Origin of the sequence: Domibacillus tundrae, from assembly GCF_000970675.1 — a bacterium.
In the GTDB taxonomy this organism is placed as follows: Bacteria; Bacillota; Bacilli; order Bacillales; family Domibacillaceae; genus Domibacillus; species Domibacillus tundrae.
Window position 1 is genome coordinate 14237 of record NZ_LAJA01000016.1, and the last position, 17228, is coordinate 31464.

The following is a 17228-nucleotide window of genomic DNA, read 5'->3' on the forward strand; positions in this document are numbered from 1 at the left end:
TCCTTATTCTATAAAATAAAATTATTTTTCTGTAACAGTCACAAGATGAGACACTTTTTTAATCATACCGCGAATTGCCGTGTTGTCATTTTGCTCAACCGTTTGATGCATTTTGCGGAGACCTAGTGCCTTAACAGTCTCGCGTTGATCTTGTGTACGACCGATCAAGCTGCGAGTGAGGGTAATTTTTAATTTCTCAGCCATTATGATTCCCCCCTTATCCTAACAGTTCTTCTACAGATTTGCCGCGAAGTTTTGCAACTTGCTCAGCTGTTTTTAGCTCTCTCAAGCCTTCAATTGTAGCACGAACCATGTTGATCGGTGTGTTTGAACCGAGTGATTTGGAGAGAATGTCACCAACACCAGCAAGTTCAAGTACCGCACGGACAGGTCCGCCCGCGATAACTCCTGTACCTTCAGAAGCAGGTTTCAATAGGACTGAACCCGCACCAAAGTGTCCGATTACTTGGTGTGGCAATGTTGTGCCAACCATCGGTACGAATACAAGGTTTTTCTTCGCATCATCAATTGCTTTACGGATTGCGTCTGGAACTTCTTGTGCTTTACCAGTTCCAAAACCGACATTACCATTTTTATCGCCAACGACAACGAGTGCAGTAAAGCGGAAACGACGTCCACCTTTTACAACTTTCGCAACACGGTTGATCGTTACTACACGTTCTTCAAGTTCGAGTTTGTTTGGATCAATGCGACGCATTAAATGTGTCCCTCCTTTTATTAGAATTCTAGGCCATTTTCACGTGCTGCGTCAGCCAAAGCTTTAACGCGGCCATGATAAAGGTAGCCCCCACGGTCGAATACAACAGAAGCTACACCTTTTTCAGTTGCGCGTTTAGCGAGTAATTCGCCAACTTTCGCAGCAGCTTCCAGGTTGCTTGTTGATTCAAGACCGAAATCTTTTTCAATAGTTGAAGCACTTGCAAGTGTAACACCATTTGCATCATCAATCAATTGAGCGTAAAGGTGCTTGTTTGAACGGAATACGTTCAAGCGAGGACGCGCAGCTGTACCGGCGATTTTCGCACGTACACGGGCGTGGCGTCTTTTACGCGTTTTATTCTTATCAGCTTTTGTGATCATCCCGAGGTCACTCCTTTCTGATGCCTAAGCGGCATTATTTACCTGTTTTACCTTCTTTGCGGCGAACTTGCTCGCCTTCATAACGAATACCTTTACCTTTGTACGGCTCAGGAGGACGAACTTGGCGGATGTTGGCAGCGATCGCTCCAACGCGCTCTTTGTCGATCCCTTTAATGTTGATTTTTGTATTTGCAGGAACATCGATTTCAATGCCATTTTCTGCTTCGAATTCAACTGGGTGTGAAAAACCTACACTCAATACAAGTTTTGTTCCTTGTTTTTGTGCACGGTAACCGACACCAACCAACTCAAGGTTACGTTCAAATCCTTTTGATACGCCTTCTACCATATTGGCAAGAAGCGCACGAGTTGTTCCGTGGATTGTACGGTGTTCTTTTGAATCTGAAGGACGAACGACTGTTACATTGCTGCCTTCAATTTCAATTGATAAATCTTTATTAAACTGACGAGTCAATTCTCCCTTAGGACCTTTGACAGTCACTTCATTATTATTGTTTGTAATCGTAACGCCTTCTGGAAGCTCGATTACTTTTTTACCTACGCGTGACATAGTTTCGCACCTCCATTCTTTAAAAGATTATTACCAAACGTACGCGAGTACTTCGCCGCCTACTTGCTTAGCGCGGGCTTCTTTATCAGTTACTACACCAGTGGATGTAGAAAGAATCGCAATACCAAGTCCGTTAAGAACACGTGGTACCTCATCAGCTTTCGCATATACGCGAAGACCTGGTTTAGAAATACGCTTCAAGCCTGTGATTACACGCTCATTGCCGCTATATTTCAAGAAAATACGGATAACACCTTGTTTGTCGTCTTCGATGAACTCAACGTCACGGACGAATCCTTCACGTTTCAAGATTTCAGCGATTTCACGTTTAATTTTGGAAGCAGGTACTTCCAGTTTTTCATGACGAACCATGTTCGCATTACGGATGCGAGTCAGCAAGTCAGCAATCGGATCTGTCATAACCATTTATAATTACCTCCTTCCGGAATCAGTGTATTACCAGCTGGCTTTTTTAACGCCAGGAATTTGACCTTTATAAGCTAGTTCACGGAAACAAATACGGCAAAGTTTAAATTTGCGTAATACAGAGTGTGGACGTCCGCAACGTTCGCAGCGTGTGTACTCTTGCACTTGAAACTTTTGTGTACGCTTTTGTTTCGCAATCATTGATTTTTTAGCCACGTTTTCGCCTCCCTTATATAGCGATTACTTTTGGAACGGCATTCCAATTTGTGTTAACAACTCACGAGCTTCTTCGTCCGTGTTGGCAGTAGTGACGATAACGATGTCCATGCCGCGTACTTTTGATACTTTATCGTAATCAATCTCAGGGAAGATTAGTTGTTCCTTCACACCAAGAGTGTAGTTGCCACGACCGTCAAACGCTTTTTTAGAAACGCCGCGGAAGTCACGTACACGTGGAAGTGAAATAGAAACAAGTTTATCAAGGAATTCGTACATGCGCTCGCCGCGAAGAGTTACTTTCGCACCGATTGGCATACCTTCACGAAGACGGAATCCTGCGATTGAATTTTTCGCTTTTGTAACCATTGGCTTTTGACCAGTGATTTGAGTAAGTTCTTCAACAGCTGTATCCAATACTTTAGCGTTTTGGACTGCTTCACCAACACCCATATTTACGACGATTTTTTCAACTTTAGGTACTTGCATTACTGACGTATAATTGAACTTGCTCACAAGAGCAGGTGTAATTTCTTTTTGATATTTTTCTTTAAGGCGGTTCACTTAGAATACCTCCCTTCTTGAACTTTTTATTTATCTAGAGTTTCACCGGATTTTTTTGCTACGCGGACTTTTTTGCCATCCACTTCTTTGTAACCTACACGAGTAGGTTCATTTGTTTTCGGATCCAACAGCATTACGTTGGATACGTGAATAGCTGCTTCCTGGCTTAGGATGCCGCCCTGCGGATTTAATTGTGAAGGTTTCGCATGTTTTTTCACGATGTTAACACCTTCAACAAGCACACGGTCTTTTTTAGGGAAAGCTGCAAGAATAACGCCTGTTTTGCCTTTATCTTTGCCTGTGATGACCATCACTTTATCGCCTTTTTTCACGTGCATGTTGCGCACCTCCTTGATGGGCCTTTTATTTATTCAGTTCAATTAGATTACTTCCGGAGCTAGGGAAACAATCTTCATGAAATTGCTGTCGCGAAGTTCGCGGGCAACCGGGCCGAAAATACGTGTGCCACGCGGGCTCTTATCGTCACGAATGATAACGCACGCGTTTTCGTCGAAGCGGATGTAGGAACCGTCATTACGGCTGACTCCACGCTTTGTACGAACGATAACCGCTTTTACCACTTCACCTTTTTTGACAACGCCACCTGGTGTTGCTTGTTTTACTGTACACACGATTACATCACCGACATTAGCTGTCTTACGACCGGAACCACCGAGGACTTTGATCGTTAATACTTCACGTGCACCAGAATTGTCAGCTACTTTTAAACGTGATTCTTGCTGGATCATTTAGGTTACCTCCTTTCGGACTTTAACATTTATCCGAACATAAATTAGATGATGACTGCTTTTTCCACTACTTCGAGAAGGCGGAAACGTTTTGTTGCAGAAAGCGGCCGTGTTTCCATGATGCGGACTACGTCACCGATTTTCGCTTCGTTGTTCTCATCATGAGCCTTAAACTTTTTAGTGTACTTTATGCGTTTGCCATAAAGCTTGTGTGTTTTATATGTTTCAATAAGAACCGTTACTGTTTTATCCATTTTGTCAGAAACAACACGGCCCGTGTAAACTTTGCGCTGATTGCGTTCGCTCATCGTGCAAACCTCCTTTCAATTATCGATTATCAATTTCCCGTTGACGAATCACGGTTTTCATGCGGGCGATCGCTTTACGTACTTCACGAATACGGGCAGTATTCTCAAGCTGTCCCGTCGCCAATTGAAAGCGAAGGTTGAAGAGTTCTTCTTTGAGCGACTTTACTTGTTGTTCAATTTCAGCAGTGGTAAGTTCACGGATTTCATTAGCTTTCATTTGATTCACCACCAATTTCTTCACGTTTTACGATCTTGCATTTAATAGGAAGCTTATGCGCTGCAAGGCGTAGTGCTTCACGTGCAACATCTTCAGGAACGCCGGCAATTTCAAACATGATCTTGCCTGGTTTCACGACCGCTACCCAGCCTTCAGGAGCACCTTTACCGGAACCCATCCGTACTTCAAGAGGTTTTTTCGTATATGGTTTGTGAGGGAAAATTTTAATCCAAACTTTACCGCCACGTTTCATGTAACGAGTCATCGCGACACGGGCAGATTCGATTTGACGATTTGTGATCCAAGAAGCTTCAACTGCTTGAAGACCATACTCACCAAATGCTATTTCTGTTCCGCCTTTCGCTTGACCGCGCATCTTGCCGCGGTGTACACGACGATATTTTACGCGTTTTGGCAACAACATATTATTTGCCTCCTTCCTGAGTTTGCTTCTTCGTTGGAAGAACCTCTCCACGGTAGATCCATACTTTTACGCCAAGCTTGCCGTATGTTGTATTTGCCTCAACATTTGCATAGTCGATGTCGGCGCGAAGAGTATGAAGTGGAACTGATCCTTCACTGTAATGTTCAGCACGGGCAATCTCAGCTCCGCCAAGACGTCCTGAAACTTGTGTTTTAATCCCTTTTGCACCAGAACGGATTGTCCGTTGGATAGCCTGCTTTTGAGCGCGGCGGAATGATACACGGTTTTCAAGCTGGCGAGCGATGTTTTCCGCTACTAGTTTTGCATCAAGGTCAGCACGTTTCACTTCAACGATGTTAATGTGAACACGTTTGCCTGTAATTTCATTTAAAGCTTTACGAAGTGCTTCTACTTCAGAACCGCCTTTACCAATAACCATACCAGGTTTAGCAGTATGAACAGTAACGTTAACACGGTTCGCAGCACGTTCAATTTCAACACGGGATAGAGAAGCATCTTTAAGGCGCTCTTCGATGTATCCGCGTACTTTCAAATCTTCATGAAGAAGATTTGCGTAGTCTTTTTCAGCGTACCATTTAGAATCCCAGTCGCGAATGATCCCGACGCGCAGTCCATGAGGATGTACTTTTTGACCCACGAATTATCCCTCCTTTTTTTCTGCCACGACGATTGTGATGTGGCTAGTGCGTTTGTTAATTGCGCTTGCACGTCCCATTGCACGTGGACGGAAACGTTTCAATGTTGGTCCTTCGTCTACAAAAGCTTGTGTAACAACAAGGTTGTTTACATCAAGATCATAGTTATGTTCTGCATTTGCGATAGCAGAGTTTAATAATTTTTCAATTACAGGAGATGACGTTTTTGGCGTGTGTTTCAAGATCGCCACTGCTTCTCCCACTTGCTTGCCTCGGATCAGGTCAATCACTAGACGCACCTTACGAGGAGCAATGCGGACTGTTCTTAAGACAGCTTTAGCTTCCATTGGGATATCCTCCTCTCAATTAACGTCTTGTTTTCTTATCGTCAGCAACGTGTCCTTTATACGTACGCGTTGGCGCGAATTCACCAAGTTTATGACCAACCATGTCTTCAGTAACGTATACAGGTACGTGTTTACGACCATCGTATACAGCGATTGTGTGTCCGATGAATGTCGGGAAAATCGTAGAACGGCGTGACCAAGTTTTAATAACTTGTTTTTTTTCAGTTTCATTCAGTTTTTCAACTTTATTGAATAAATGATCATCAACAAAAGGTCCTTTTTTCAAGCTGCGGCCCATTTGTGTACCTCCCTTCGTGATTGGTCTACGGTTCGCACTTGGAACCGTAGGTCAATTACGTTATTTTTTGCGACGACGAACGATAAATTTATCTGATTTGTTAACTTTTTTACGTGTTTTGTACCCAAGAGCTGGTTTGCCCCAAGGTGTAACAGGGCCTTTACGACCGATTGGCGCGCGTCCTTCACCACCACCGTGTGGATGGTCGTTCGGATTCATTACAGAACCACGAACAGTAGGGCGTTTGCCCAACCAGCGTGAACGTCCTGCTTTACCAATGTTAACAAGTTCATGCTGCTCATTACCAACTTGACCGATTGTAGCACGGCATGTTGAAAGAATCATGCGCACTTCACCTGAGTTCAAGCGAACGAGTACATATTTGCCTTCTTTACCAAGTACTTGAGCTGAAGTTCCTGCAGAACGAACTAACTGTCCGCCTTTGCCTGGTTTCAATTCAATGTTGTGAATCACTGTACCAACCGGAATATTAACAAGAGGAAGTGCGTTTCCTACTTTAATATCTGCTTCCGGTCCAGACACGATTTCTGTTCCAACTACGAGGTTTTTTGGTGCTAAGATATAGCGTTTTTCTCCATCAACGTAGTTCACGAGTGCAATGTTAGCGGAACGGTTCGGATCATATTCGATCGTAGCAACGCGTCCTGGAATGCCATCTTTATCACGTTTGAAGTCGATAATACGGTATTGACGCTTGTGACCGCCGCCTCTATGACGGACTGTGATTTTACCTTGGTTATTACGGCCGCCTTTCTTTTTCAACGGCTCAAGCAATGATTTCTCAGGTGTGCTTGTTGTAATTTCAGCATAATCCAAAGTCGTCATGTTACGACGACCATTTGTGGTCGGTTTGTACTTTTTAATCGCCATTTCGTGTCCCTCCTCTTCTATTTTATGCGTTTATTACGCTTCGAAAAGTTCGATTTCTTTGCTGTCTTGCGTCAATGTAACGATTGCTTTACGGCGTTTGTTTGTATAGCCGGCATGACGTCCCATACGCTTAAATTTACCTTTGTAGTTCATGACGTTCACGTTTTTAACTTTAACGCCGAAGATCGCTTCAACAGCAGTCTTGACTTGCGTTTTGTTCGCACGTACGTCCACTTCGAAAGTGTATTTTTTCTCAGCCATTACAGCCATAGATTGTTCAGTAATAACGGGGCGCTTAATCACATCGCGTGCATCCATTATGCAAGCACCTCCTCTACTTTTTCAACCGCCGCTTTAGTAATGATAAGTTTATCATGTCCAAGCAGGTCAAGGATGTTGATGCCAGATGCTTCAACCACTGTTACACCAGGGATGTTGCGCGCTGACAATGCAACGAATTCATTTACTGTATCTGTTACGATCAATGCTTTTGAGTCAACAGACAAGTTTTTCAACACTGCAGTGAATTCTTTTGTTTTTGGCGCGTCGAATGACAAAGCTTCCAACACAAGAATGTTTTGCTCTTGTACTTTTGATGACAAAGCAGATTTCAATGCAAGACGACGTACCTTTTTCGGCAATTTGTAGCTGTAGCTGCGTGGAGTCGGACCGAAGACCACACCACCGCCGCGCCATTGTGGAGAACGGATAGAACCTTGACGCGCACGTCCAGTTCCTTTTTGTTTCCAAGGCTTACGACCGCCGCCGCGAACTTCCGAACGATTTTTAACTTTGTGATTACCTTGACGCAAAGATGCGCGCTGCATAATCACTGCTTCAAATACGACGTGTTCATTTGGTTCGATTCCGAATACAGCGTCGTTTAGTTCGATATCGCCGACTTCAGAACCAGTTTGGTTTAATACTTTAACTTTAGCCATTTCTGTTTCCTCCTTTCTTGTAAAAGTTGATTAGTTTGCTTTAACCGCAGTTTTAACCTGGATCAAGGCTTTTTTGGATCCTGGAACGTTACCTTTAATAAGAAGAACGTTGCGCTCAGCGTCCACTTTTACGACTTGTAGGTTTTGTACTGTTACTTGCTCTCCACCCATACGGCCAGGGAGTAGTTTGTTTTTAAATACGCGGTTTGGCGCTACAGGTCCCATTGAACCTGGACGACGATGGTAGCGGGAACCATGGGACATAGGTCCGCGGCTTTGTCCGTGACGCTTAATAGCACCCTGGAAGCCTTTCCCTTTTGAAATCCCTGTTACGTCGACGATGTCGCCTTCTGCAAAAATATCAACTTTGACTTCTTGACCAATTTCAAGATCGATGTCGATGTTACGAAACTCACGAATGAAGCGCTTAGGTGCGATGCCTTCGCCTGCTTTTTTCACGTGTCCAAGTAACGGTTTGTTTGCAAGCTTTTCACGCTTGTCTTCAAAACCTAGTTGAACGCTTGAGTAGCCGTCGCTTTCGACTGATTTTTTCTGAAGTACAACGTTCGGCGCTGCTTCGATTACAGTTACTGGGATCAGTTCACCGTTTTCAGCAAACACTTGCGTCATACCGATTTTTCTTCCTAAGATTCCTTTGGTCATGAGTTACACCTCCTGATTTTTTATTAATGTATTTATTTATTAAAGTTTAATTTCGATGTCAACGCCTGACGGCAAGTCTAAACGCATCAATGAATCAACTGTTTTTGGAGTTGGGTTCACGATATCGATTAAACGTTTATGAGTACGCATTTCGAACTGTTCACGAGAATCCTTGTACTTATGAACCGCACGAAGAATCGTGTAGATAGATTTCTCAGTTGGAAGCGGGATCGGACCGGATACACTTGCACCAGAACGTTTTGCTGTCTCAACGATTTTCTCCGCTGATTGATCAAGAATACGATGATCATATGCTTTCAAACGAATACGAATTTTTTGTTTTGCCATTATTTTCCCTCCTTTATCGCCTATTTAGCTAATAGACATACTCCGCGAAAATTTTTCCCTGACGACACCGCCATGGCAAAGCGGCCGGGTGTGTCAGCAACCTTCCGCATCAACGCTGTCAAAAACCAACATTTATTATTATACATGCTTTCTCCTTTGAATGCAACACCATAAAGAAAGTTTTTTACAAACAAAAAACAGCCCGGCCGGAACCGGACTGTTTCGGGGTGAAAACTTATTTTTGGATTGATGCTACAACGCCAGCGCCTACTGTACGGCCGCCTTCACGGATTGAGAATTTAGTACCTTCTTCAATCGCGATTGGAGCAATCAATTCTACTGACATTTCTACGTTGTCACCAGGCATAACCATTTCTACGCCTTCAGGAAGGTTGCAGATACCCGTTACGTCAGTTGTACGGAAGTAGAACTGTGGACGGTAGTTTGTGAAGAATGGAGTGTGACGTCCACCCTCTTCTTTAGAAAGAACGTAAACTTCCGCTTTGAACGTTGTATGTGGCGTGATTGTGCTTGGTTTAGCCAATACTTGACCACGTTGGATATCTTCACGAGCTACACCGCGAAGAAGTGCGCCGATGTTGTCGCCAGCTTCAGCATAATCAAGAAGCTTACGGAACATTTCAACACCTGTTACCGTTGTTGTTTTTGGCTCTTCAGTGAAACCGATGATTTCGATTGTGTCACCAACTTTGATTTGTCCACGCTCAACGCGTCCAGTTGCCACTGTACCACGGCCAGTGATTGAGAAAACATCCTCAACAGGCATCATAAATGGCTTATCAGTATCGCGTGTTGGTGTTGGGATATACTCATCCACAGCAGCCATAAGCTCATGGATTTTTTCTTCCCATGCAGCATCGCCTTCAAGTGCTTTAAGAGCAGAACCTTTGATAACAGGAATGTCATCGCCAGGGAAGTCATAATCAGAAAGAAGATCGCGAACTTCCATTTCAACAAGTTCAAGAAGCTCTTCGTCATCAACCATATCACATTTGTTCATGAATACTACTAGGAACGGAACACCTACTTGACGTGAAAGAAGGATATGCTCACGTGTTTGTGGCATCGGGCCATCAGCAGCAGATACTACTAGGATACCGCCGTCCATTTGTGCTGCACCAGTGATCATGTTTTTAACATAGTCAGCATGTCCTGGACAGTCAACGTGTGCATAGTGACGAGTTTCAGTTTCGTACTCAACGTGTGCAGTTGAGATTGTGATACCACGCTCGCGCTCTTCTGGTGCACCGTCGATTTGATCGTATGCACGTGCTTCCGCACCACCAGTTTTTGCAAGAACAGTTGTGATTGCAGCTGTTAGAGTTGTTTTACCATGGTCAACGTGGCCAATTGTGCCAATGTTAACATGCGGCTTTGAACGGTCGAATTTTGCTTTTCCCATTAGGAAGTCCTCCTCAAAATAGTGAAATTAGTAGTAGTTTTTATGGTTCTCCTTCCGCAAAAAACTCTTTTGCGGAAAGAGGGAAAGCTTACAATAGTATTTATACTTGATTAGCTGGTATAAATCAATTATTCGCCTTTATTTTTTTTGATGATGTCTTCCATAACACTTTTCGGCACTTCTTCATAATGATCGAAGTGCATAGAATAGTTACCGCGTCCTTGCGTGTTAGAGCGCAAGTTAGTAGCGTAACCGAACATTTGTGAAAGTGGAACGAACGCTTTAACAACTTGTGCGTTGCCGCGTGCTTCCATACCTTCTACGCGTCCACGGCGTGATGTAATATCACCCATGATATCACCAAGATATTCGTCAGGAATAACAACTTCCACTTTCATAAGCGGCTCAAGAAGTACCGGGTTACATTTTGAAACTGCGTTTTTAAGCGCCATTGACGCAGCAATTTTAAATGCCATCTCAGATGAATCGACATCATGATAAGAACCGTCAAAAAGGCGGGCTTTAACATCGATCAATTGATAGCCGGCAAGAACACCATTTTTCATAGCATCTTGAAGACCTGCTTGAACTGCTGGAATGTATTCGCGTGGCACAGAACCACCGACGACGCCATTTATAAACTCAAAGCCTGCTCCTTCTTCGTTAGGAGAAAACTCGATCCAAACATGGCCAAACTGCCCGCGTCCACCGGATTGACGGGCAAATTTACCCTCAACCTGTGCACTTGCACGGAATGTTTCACGGTAAGCTACCTGTGGTGCTCCCACATTCGCTTCTACTTTAAACTCGCGGCGCATACGGTCGACGAGAATATCCAAGTGAAGTTCACCCATACCTGCGATAATAACTTCACCCGTTTCAGGATCAGTATGCGCATGGAATGTTGGATCTTCTTCTTGAAGTTTTTGAAGCGCATTTGTCATTTTATCTTGGTCAGCTTTTGTTTTCGGTTCAACAGAAAGATGAATAACCGGATCAGGGAAGACCATAGACTCAAGAATAACAAGATTTTTTTCTTCACAAAGTGTATCGCCTGTTGTTGTATCTTTCAAACCAACCGCAGCGGCAATATCGCCTGCGTAGACTTGTGAAATCTCTTCGCGGGAATTGGCATGCATTTGTAGAATACGTCCTACACGCTCGCGTTTTCCTTTAGTCGAGTTTTGCACGTATGAACCGGACTGAAGAACACCCGAATAAACGCGGAAGAATGTTAATTTACCGACATAAGGATCCGTCATAACTTTGAACGCAAGAGCCGAAAACGGCGCTTCGTCGCTTGCTGCACGTTCCACTTCTTCTTCGCTGTCTGGAAGCGTACCTTTAATTGCCGGTACATCCGTTGGAGCTGGAAGGTAGTCGATAACAGCATCCAACATAAGTTGAACACCTTTGTTTTTAAATGCAGAACCAACCATTACAGGGAAGAATTCTACGTTGATAACACCTTTACGAATCGCAGCTTTGATTTCATCATTCGTCAATTCTTCGCCGCCAAGGTATTTCTCCATTAGTTCTTCATCAAGTTCCGCTACAGCTTCAATTAGCTTCTCACGGTACTCATCTGCTTGATCTTTATAGTCTGCAGGAATGTCAACAACATCGATTTCAGTTCCGAGGTCATTGCCGTACACAGTTGCTTTCATTTCAATTAAGTCGATGATGCCTGAAAAATCGTCTTCAGCACCGATCGGCAATTGAATTGGGTGTGCATTCGCCATTAGACGGTCATGGATTGTGCCAACAGAGTAAAGGAAGTCAGCACCCAATTTGTCCATTTTGTTAACGAATACGACGCGGGGAACACCGTATGTTGTCGCTTGACGCCATACTGTTTCCGTTTGTGGCTCTACGCCTGATTGAGCATCAAGAACCGTTACAGCACCATCAAGCACGCGAAGTGAACGTTCAACTTCAACGGTGAAGTCTACGTGTCCTGGTGTATCGATGATGTTAACGCGATGGCCTTTCCAAGAAGCAGTTGTTGCAGCAGACGTGATTGTAATACCACGCTCCTGTTCCTGCTCCATCCAGTCCATTTGAGAAGCACCTTCATGCGTTTCACCAATTTTGTGAATGCGTCCTGTGTAATACAGGATACGCTCAGTCGTTGTTGTTTTACCAGCATCGATATGAGCCATGATTCCGATGTTACGAGTGTTATTTAAGGAGAACTCTCTTGTCATCTATGTCTTTCTCCTTCCTGAATGAGGTTGGGTTTAGTTTAAAGATTACCAGCGGTAGTGAGCAAATGCTTTGTTTGCTTCCGCCATTTTGTGTGTATCTTCGCGTTTTTTCACAGAAGCACCGCTGTTGTTTGCAGCATCCATAATTTCCGCTGCAAGGCGTTCTTCCATTGTTTTTTCACCGCGAAGACGCGCATAATTCACCAACCAGCGGAGACCGAGTGTTGTACGGCGTTCCGGGCGAACTTCAATTGGCACCTGGTAGTTAGCACCGCCGACACGGCGTGCTTTCACCTCTAGTACTGGCATGATGTTTTTCATTGCCTGGTCAAATACTTCCATTGGATCATTACCCGTACGTTCACGGATCGTTTCAAAAGCTGCGTAAAGAATTGCTTGGGATTTTCCTCTTTTACCGTCAACCATCATTTTGTTAATAAGACGAGAAACGAGTTTTGAGTTGTAAAGCGGATCAGGCAATACATCTCTTTTTGCTACTGGGCCTTTACGTGGCATATTTTTTCCTCCTTTCGGAAATTGAGTTTATAAGTTTTTTATGCTTTAGGAGCTTTAGGGCGTTTTGTACCGTATTTAGAACGGCCTTGGCGACGAGTTTCAACGCCGGCAGTATCAAGCGCACCACGAACGATGTGGTAACGTACTCCCGGTAAGTCTTTTACACGTCCGCCGCGAATCAAAACAACACTATGCTCTTGAAGGTTATGGCCAATACCTGGGATATAAGCTGTTACTTCAATACCGTTGCTCAAACGCACACGTGCATATTTACGAAGCGCTGAGTTTGGTTTCTTCGGCGTCATTGTACCAACACGTGTGCAAACACCGCGTTTCTGCGGAGAAAGTACATTCGTTTGGGCTTTCTTAAAGCTGTTGAATCCTTTATTAAGCGCCGGAGAATTCGATTTAGTGATCTTTGATTTACGAGGCTTACGTACTAACTGATTAATTGTAGGCATGTAAAGATCCTCCCTTCCTTTTTTTCTAAGCCCACACTTCCAGGTGGGTCATTTTTGGGCAAAAACAAAGTTCTTGCAGAAAACCTGCAAAAACGTCCTTTGCGAATAGTGGCAATGATTGTTTTGTTCCTATATCCAGACATAAGGTAAGGTCGTATAGGAGCACCTTGATCATAGTAACATTTTCGTTTTTTAGTGTCAACTGTTCTTTTCAAAAAAATTTTATCGGCGCCCTTGCGATCAAGGCGCCGATAAAAGATTATTCGGCTGTAACAGGTGCTTCCTGCTTCAAATTCGCTTCAGATTGGCGATAACGCTGCATGCCGGTACCCGCTGGAACGAGTTTTCCGATAATGACGTTTTCTTTCAAACCGAGCAATTCGTCACGTTTTCCTTTGATTGCAGCATCCGTCAGAACACGAGTTGTTTCCTGGAAGGATGCAGCAGACAAGAAAGAATCCGTTTCAAGCGATGCTTTTGTAATACCGAGAAGAATCGGACGCCCCGTTGCCGGGATTCCGCCTTCAAGAAGGGCTTTTTCGTTTGCGTCACGGAACTGATGAATTTCAAGCAGGCTGCCTGGAAGAACATCAGTGTCTCCCGCTTCAAGTACGCGCACTTTGCGAAGCATCTGGCGGACCATTACTTCGACGTGCTTATCGCCGATTTCTACCCCTTGCATACGGTATACTTTTTGCACTTCGCGCAATAAATATTCCTGTACAGAGGCCACGTCTTTGATTTTCAAATATTCTTTCGGATCAATCGAACCTTCTGTTAATACTTGACCCCGTTCAATTTGATCACCAACCGCTACTTTCAAGCGAGCCGTGTATGGAGCTGTGTAAGAACGTGTTTCCACGTCTCCTTGAATCGTAATTTCCTGCTGACGGTCGCGGCCTTCTGTAATCGACGTAATCGTGCCGTTGATTTCCGAGATAATTGCCTGACCTTTCGGGTTACGCGCTTCGAAAATTTCCTGAATACGCGGAAGACCCTGTGTAATATCGTCTCCAGCTACGCCGCCTGTATGGAACGTACGCATTGTAAGCTGTGTTCCTGGTTCCCCGATCGACTGGGCAGCGATAATACCAACTGCTTCACCGACTTCCACTTCCTGGCCGGTTGCCAAGTTGCGTCCATAGCATTTTTTACATACGCCGTGGCGCGTATTACATGTAAAGGCAGAGCGGATCCAAACTGTTTCCACGCCCGCTTCTACAATGATTTTCGCCAAGTCTTCATCAATTTGTTCGTTTTCACGGAGAATCACTTCACCTGTTTCAGGATGTTTGATTGCTTTGCGTGAATAACGGCCGACAAGACGTTCTTCGAGCGCTTCAATAATTTCAGTGCCGTCTTTAATCGAGCCGATTTCCAGGCCGCGGTCTGTTCCACAATCATCTTCGCGGACGATGACATCTTGCGCTACGTCAACAAGACGACGTGTTAAGTAACCAGAATCGGCTGTTTTCAGAGCCGTATCGGCAAGACCTTTACGCGCACCGTGTGTTGAAATAAAGTACTCGAGTACCGTCAGACCTTCACGGAACGATGACTTGATCGGAAGTTCGATAATACGCCCAGCCGGGTTGGCCATGAGTCCGCGCATACCGGCAAGCTGTGTAAAGTTGGAAGCATTACCACGGGCTCCTGAATCACTCATCATAAAGATTGGGTTGCGTTTATCAAGAGACGCCATCAATTTACCTTGAATAACATCTTTCGCCGCACTCCAAACAGAAATGACACGGTCGTAGCGTTCTTCTTCGGTAATTAAACCGCGGCGGAACTGCTTCATAACATTGTCCACTTTTGCTTGTGCTTCTTTTAGGATTCCTTCTTTTTCACTTAAAACGACGATGTCCGCAACCCCTACTGTAATACCCGCTTTTGTCGAGTGTCTAAAGCCAAGGTCTTTCATACGGTCAAGCATTTTAGATGTTTCAGTAATCTTAAAGCGTTTAAACACTTCCGCGATAATGTTACCGAGAATTTTCTTTTTAAACGGCTCGATAACTTCCTGCTTAGCAATATGCTCAGGCACGTTCACACCCGCATCAACAAAATATTTCTCTGGCGTTTTCACTTCAAGGTTGCTGCTTGTCGGTTCGTTGATGTACGGGAATGTATCCGGCAAAATTTCATTAAAGATCAATTTGCCAACCGTTGTGATAAGAAGCTGCTTATTTTGTTTTTCTGTGAATGTTTGGTTTTCAAGGGATGATGCCGCCACTGCTACACGTGTGTGTAAGTGAACATATCCGTTTTGATAAGCCAAAATCGCCTCATTTGTATCTTTAAAGATAGCCCCTTCTCCTATTGAATCTTCACGCTCAAGCGTTAAGTAATAGTTTCCAAGAACCATATCCTGTGACGGTGTAACAACTGGCTTTCCGTCTTTCGGATTCAAAATGTTTTGTGCAGCCAGCATCAGCATGCGGGCTTCCGCTTGCGCTTCAGCAGAAAGCGGCACGTGAACGGCCATTTGGTCACCATCAAAGTCCGCATTGTATGCTGTACATACGAGCGGGTGAAGACGAATTGCGCGTCCTTCAACCAATGTTGGTTCAAATGCCTGGATACCGAGACGGTGAAGCGTCGGTGCCCGGTTCAATAAAACAGGATGCTCACGGATGACTTCTTCAAGTACATCCCATACATCGGACTGCACGCGCTCAATTTTACGCTTTGCACTTTTAATGTTGTGTGCAAGACCACGTTCAACGAGTTCTTTCATCACGAACGGCTTAAAAAGCTCAAGCGCCATTTCTTTTGGAAGACCGCATTGATACATTTTTAAGTTTGGACCGACGACGATTACAGAACGACCAGAATAATCGACCCGTTTTCCGAGCAAGTTTTGACGGAAACGGCCTTGTTTTCCTTTCAGCATATGCGAAAGTGATTTCAATGGACGGTTACCCGGACCTGTAACAGGGCGGCCGCGACGTCCGTTATCAATCAATGCATCAACGGCTTCTTGCAGCATCCGTTTTTCATTTTGAACGATAATGCTTGGGGCACCAAGGTCTAAAAGACGTTTTAAACGGTTGTTCCGGTTAATCACACGGCGATACAAATCATTCAAATCAGATGTTGCAAAACGACCGCCGTCCAGCTGTACCATCGGGCGAAGTTCTGGCGGAATGACCGGCAGCACATCTAAAACCATCCAGTCCGGATGGTTGCCCGAATGACGGAATGCTTCGATCACTTCAAGACGTTTAATCGCACGTGTCCGACGCTGTCCCTGTGCTGATTTTAATTCTTCTTTTAGCTGTTCTGTTTCTTTATCAAGGTCAATATCTTGGAGAAGCTTTTTGATCGCTTCTGCTCCCATAGCCGCCTGGAATTTATTACCGTATTTATCGCGGTACGTGCGGAATTCTTTTTCAGAAAGAAGCTGCTTCTTCTCAAGTGCTGTATCACCTGACTCCGTAACCACGTATGAAGCGAAATAAATGATTTCTTCTAAAGCACGCGGAGACATGTCCAAAACGAGACCCATGCGGCTTGGGATTCCTTTGAAATACCAAATATGCGAAACTGGTGCTGCCAGCTCAATGTGGCCCATACGTTCACGGCGTACTTTCGCTTTTGTTACTTCAACGCCACAGCGGTCACAGACGACACCTTTATAGCGGACACGTTTATATTTGCCACAATGGCACTCCCAATCTTTCGTAGGGCCAAAAATCCGTTCGCAGAACAAGCCGTCTTTTTCTGGCTTGAGTGTACGGTAATTAATTGTTTCAGGTTTTTTGACTTCTCCATAAGACCAAGAACGAATCTTATCAGGTGAAGCAAGACCAATCTTCATATACTCAAAATTATTGACATCCAGCAAGGGGCCTACCTCCCTTTTCTTTTTACCGATTTCCTTGAAAGCGCCCAAAAA

At 44.4% G+C, this 17228-nt stretch carries 25 protein-coding genes; all 25 read right to left on the reverse strand.

Translation table 11 applies throughout. The annotated features are described in order from the left end of the window. Window positions 1–21: 21 nt before the first annotated feature. Window positions 22–204 (reverse strand): 50S ribosomal protein L30, encoded by a 183-nt coding sequence (gene rpmD, locus VQ00_RS13490; RefSeq protein ID WP_046180675.1) that lies wholly within the window; start codon window positions 202–204, stop codon window positions 22–24. 13 nt (window positions 205–217) lie between these two features. After that, complete coding sequence (gene rpsE / locus VQ00_RS13495) at window positions 218–718, reverse strand: 30S ribosomal protein S5 (protein WP_046180676.1); 501 nt, start codon at window positions 716–718, stop codon at window positions 218–220. A 20-nt stretch (window positions 719–738) separates the two neighbouring features. Further along, window positions 739–1101: a 50S ribosomal protein L18 gene (gene rplR, locus VQ00_RS13500; RefSeq protein ID WP_046180677.1), complete on the reverse strand. Its 363-nt coding sequence runs from the start codon at window positions 1099–1101 to the stop codon at window positions 739–741. A 34-nt stretch (window positions 1102–1135) separates the two neighbouring features. Further along, on the reverse strand, window positions 1136–1672 hold the full coding sequence (gene rplF / locus VQ00_RS13505; RefSeq protein ID WP_046180678.1) for a 50S ribosomal protein L6: 537 nt from the start codon (window positions 1670–1672) through the stop codon (window positions 1136–1138). A gap of 30 nt (window positions 1673–1702) precedes the next feature. Continuing rightward, window positions 1703–2098, reverse strand: coding sequence for a 30S ribosomal protein S8 (gene rpsH / locus VQ00_RS13510; RefSeq protein ID WP_046180679.1), 396 nt, complete (start codon window positions 2096–2098; stop codon window positions 1703–1705). A gap of 30 nt (window positions 2099–2128) precedes the next feature. Beyond that, window positions 2129–2314: a type Z 30S ribosomal protein S14 gene (locus VQ00_RS13515; protein ID WP_046180680.1), complete on the reverse strand. Its 186-nt coding sequence runs from the start codon at window positions 2312–2314 to the stop codon at window positions 2129–2131. 24 nt (window positions 2315–2338) lie between these two features. Next, window positions 2339–2878, reverse strand: coding sequence for a 50S ribosomal protein L5 (gene rplE / locus VQ00_RS13520; RefSeq protein ID WP_046180681.1), 540 nt, complete (start codon window positions 2876–2878; stop codon window positions 2339–2341). Window positions 2879–2904: 26 nt separating this feature from the next. After that, entirely contained in the window at window positions 2905–3216 is a 312-nt protein-coding gene (gene rplX, locus VQ00_RS13525; RefSeq protein ID WP_046180682.1) for a 50S ribosomal protein L24, read from the reverse strand. Window positions 3217–3258: 42 nt separating this feature from the next. Further along, window positions 3259–3627 carry a 50S ribosomal protein L14 gene (rplN, locus tag VQ00_RS13530; protein WP_046180683.1) on the reverse strand — a complete coding sequence of 123 codons (369 nt, stop codon included), beginning with the start codon at window positions 3625–3627 and terminating at the stop codon, window positions 3259–3261. Window positions 3628–3671: 44 nt separating this feature from the next. Next, window positions 3672–3935, reverse strand: coding sequence for a 30S ribosomal protein S17 (rpsQ, locus tag VQ00_RS13535; protein WP_045851861.1), 264 nt, complete (start codon window positions 3933–3935; stop codon window positions 3672–3674). A gap of 19 nt (window positions 3936–3954) precedes the next feature. Then, on the reverse strand, window positions 3955–4152 hold the full coding sequence (gene rpmC, locus VQ00_RS13540; RefSeq protein WP_045851860.1) for a 50S ribosomal protein L29: 198 nt from the start codon (window positions 4150–4152) through the stop codon (window positions 3955–3957). Continuing rightward, window positions 4142–4576, reverse strand: a complete 435-nt coding sequence (rplP, locus tag VQ00_RS13545) for a 50S ribosomal protein L16 (RefSeq protein WP_046180684.1) — start codon at window positions 4574–4576, stop codon at window positions 4142–4144. Before rplP ends, rpmC begins: the two co-directional genes overlap by 11 nt. Window position 4577: 1 nt before the next feature. Beyond that, window positions 4578–5234, reverse strand: coding sequence for a 30S ribosomal protein S3 (gene rpsC / locus VQ00_RS13550; RefSeq protein ID WP_046180685.1), 657 nt, complete (start codon window positions 5232–5234; stop codon window positions 4578–4580). Window positions 5235–5237: 3 nt separating this feature from the next. Beyond that, complete coding sequence (gene rplV / locus VQ00_RS13555; RefSeq protein WP_045851857.1) at window positions 5238–5579, reverse strand: 50S ribosomal protein L22; 342 nt, start codon at window positions 5577–5579, stop codon at window positions 5238–5240. Window positions 5580–5598: 19 nt separating this feature from the next. Then, on the reverse strand, window positions 5599–5877 hold the full coding sequence (rpsS, locus tag VQ00_RS13560) for a 30S ribosomal protein S19 (protein ID WP_018395159.1): 279 nt from the start codon (window positions 5875–5877) through the stop codon (window positions 5599–5601). 60 nt (window positions 5878–5937) lie between these two features. Then, the gene (gene rplB / locus VQ00_RS13565; RefSeq protein WP_046180686.1) at window positions 5938–6768 is read right to left on the reverse strand and encodes a 50S ribosomal protein L2; all 831 of its coding nucleotides are present in this window, start codon (window positions 6766–6768) and stop codon (window positions 5938–5940) included. Window positions 6769–6801: 33 nt separating this feature from the next. Further along, complete coding sequence (rplW, locus tag VQ00_RS13570) at window positions 6802–7086, reverse strand: 50S ribosomal protein L23 (protein WP_046180687.1); 285 nt, start codon at window positions 7084–7086, stop codon at window positions 6802–6804. Further along, window positions 7086–7709, reverse strand: a complete 624-nt coding sequence (gene rplD / locus VQ00_RS13575; RefSeq protein ID WP_046180688.1) for a 50S ribosomal protein L4 — start codon at window positions 7707–7709, stop codon at window positions 7086–7088. The genes rplW and rplD overlap by 1 nt, the downstream gene beginning before the upstream one ends. Before the next feature lie 30 nt (window positions 7710–7739). Continuing rightward, the gene (rplC, locus tag VQ00_RS13580; protein ID WP_046180689.1) at window positions 7740–8372 is read right to left on the reverse strand and encodes a 50S ribosomal protein L3; all 633 of its coding nucleotides are present in this window, start codon (window positions 8370–8372) and stop codon (window positions 7740–7742) included. A 39-nt stretch (window positions 8373–8411) separates the two neighbouring features. Beyond that, entirely contained in the window at window positions 8412–8720 is a 309-nt protein-coding gene (gene rpsJ / locus VQ00_RS13585) for a 30S ribosomal protein S10 (protein WP_018395154.1), read from the reverse strand. Between the two features lie 235 nt (window positions 8721–8955). Beyond that, window positions 8956–10143, reverse strand: coding sequence for an elongation factor Tu (tuf, locus tag VQ00_RS13590; protein WP_046180690.1), 1188 nt, complete (start codon window positions 10141–10143; stop codon window positions 8956–8958). A 128-nt stretch (window positions 10144–10271) separates the two neighbouring features. Beyond that, window positions 10272–12350, reverse strand: coding sequence for an elongation factor G (gene fusA, locus VQ00_RS13595; RefSeq protein WP_046180691.1), 2079 nt, complete (start codon window positions 12348–12350; stop codon window positions 10272–10274). 45 nt (window positions 12351–12395) lie between these two features. After that, entirely contained in the window at window positions 12396–12866 is a 471-nt protein-coding gene (gene rpsG / locus VQ00_RS13600) for a 30S ribosomal protein S7 (protein WP_046180692.1), read from the reverse strand. A 38-nt stretch (window positions 12867–12904) separates the two neighbouring features. Then, window positions 12905–13327 carry a 30S ribosomal protein S12 gene (rpsL, locus tag VQ00_RS13605; RefSeq protein ID WP_046180693.1) on the reverse strand — a complete coding sequence of 141 codons (423 nt, stop codon included), beginning with the start codon at window positions 13325–13327 and terminating at the stop codon, window positions 12905–12907. Between the two features lie 259 nt (window positions 13328–13586). Continuing rightward, window positions 13587–17177 (reverse strand): DNA-directed RNA polymerase subunit beta', encoded by a 3591-nt coding sequence (gene rpoC, locus VQ00_RS13610; RefSeq protein ID WP_046180694.1) that lies wholly within the window; start codon window positions 17175–17177, stop codon window positions 13587–13589. Window positions 17178–17228: the final 51 nt, after the last annotated feature.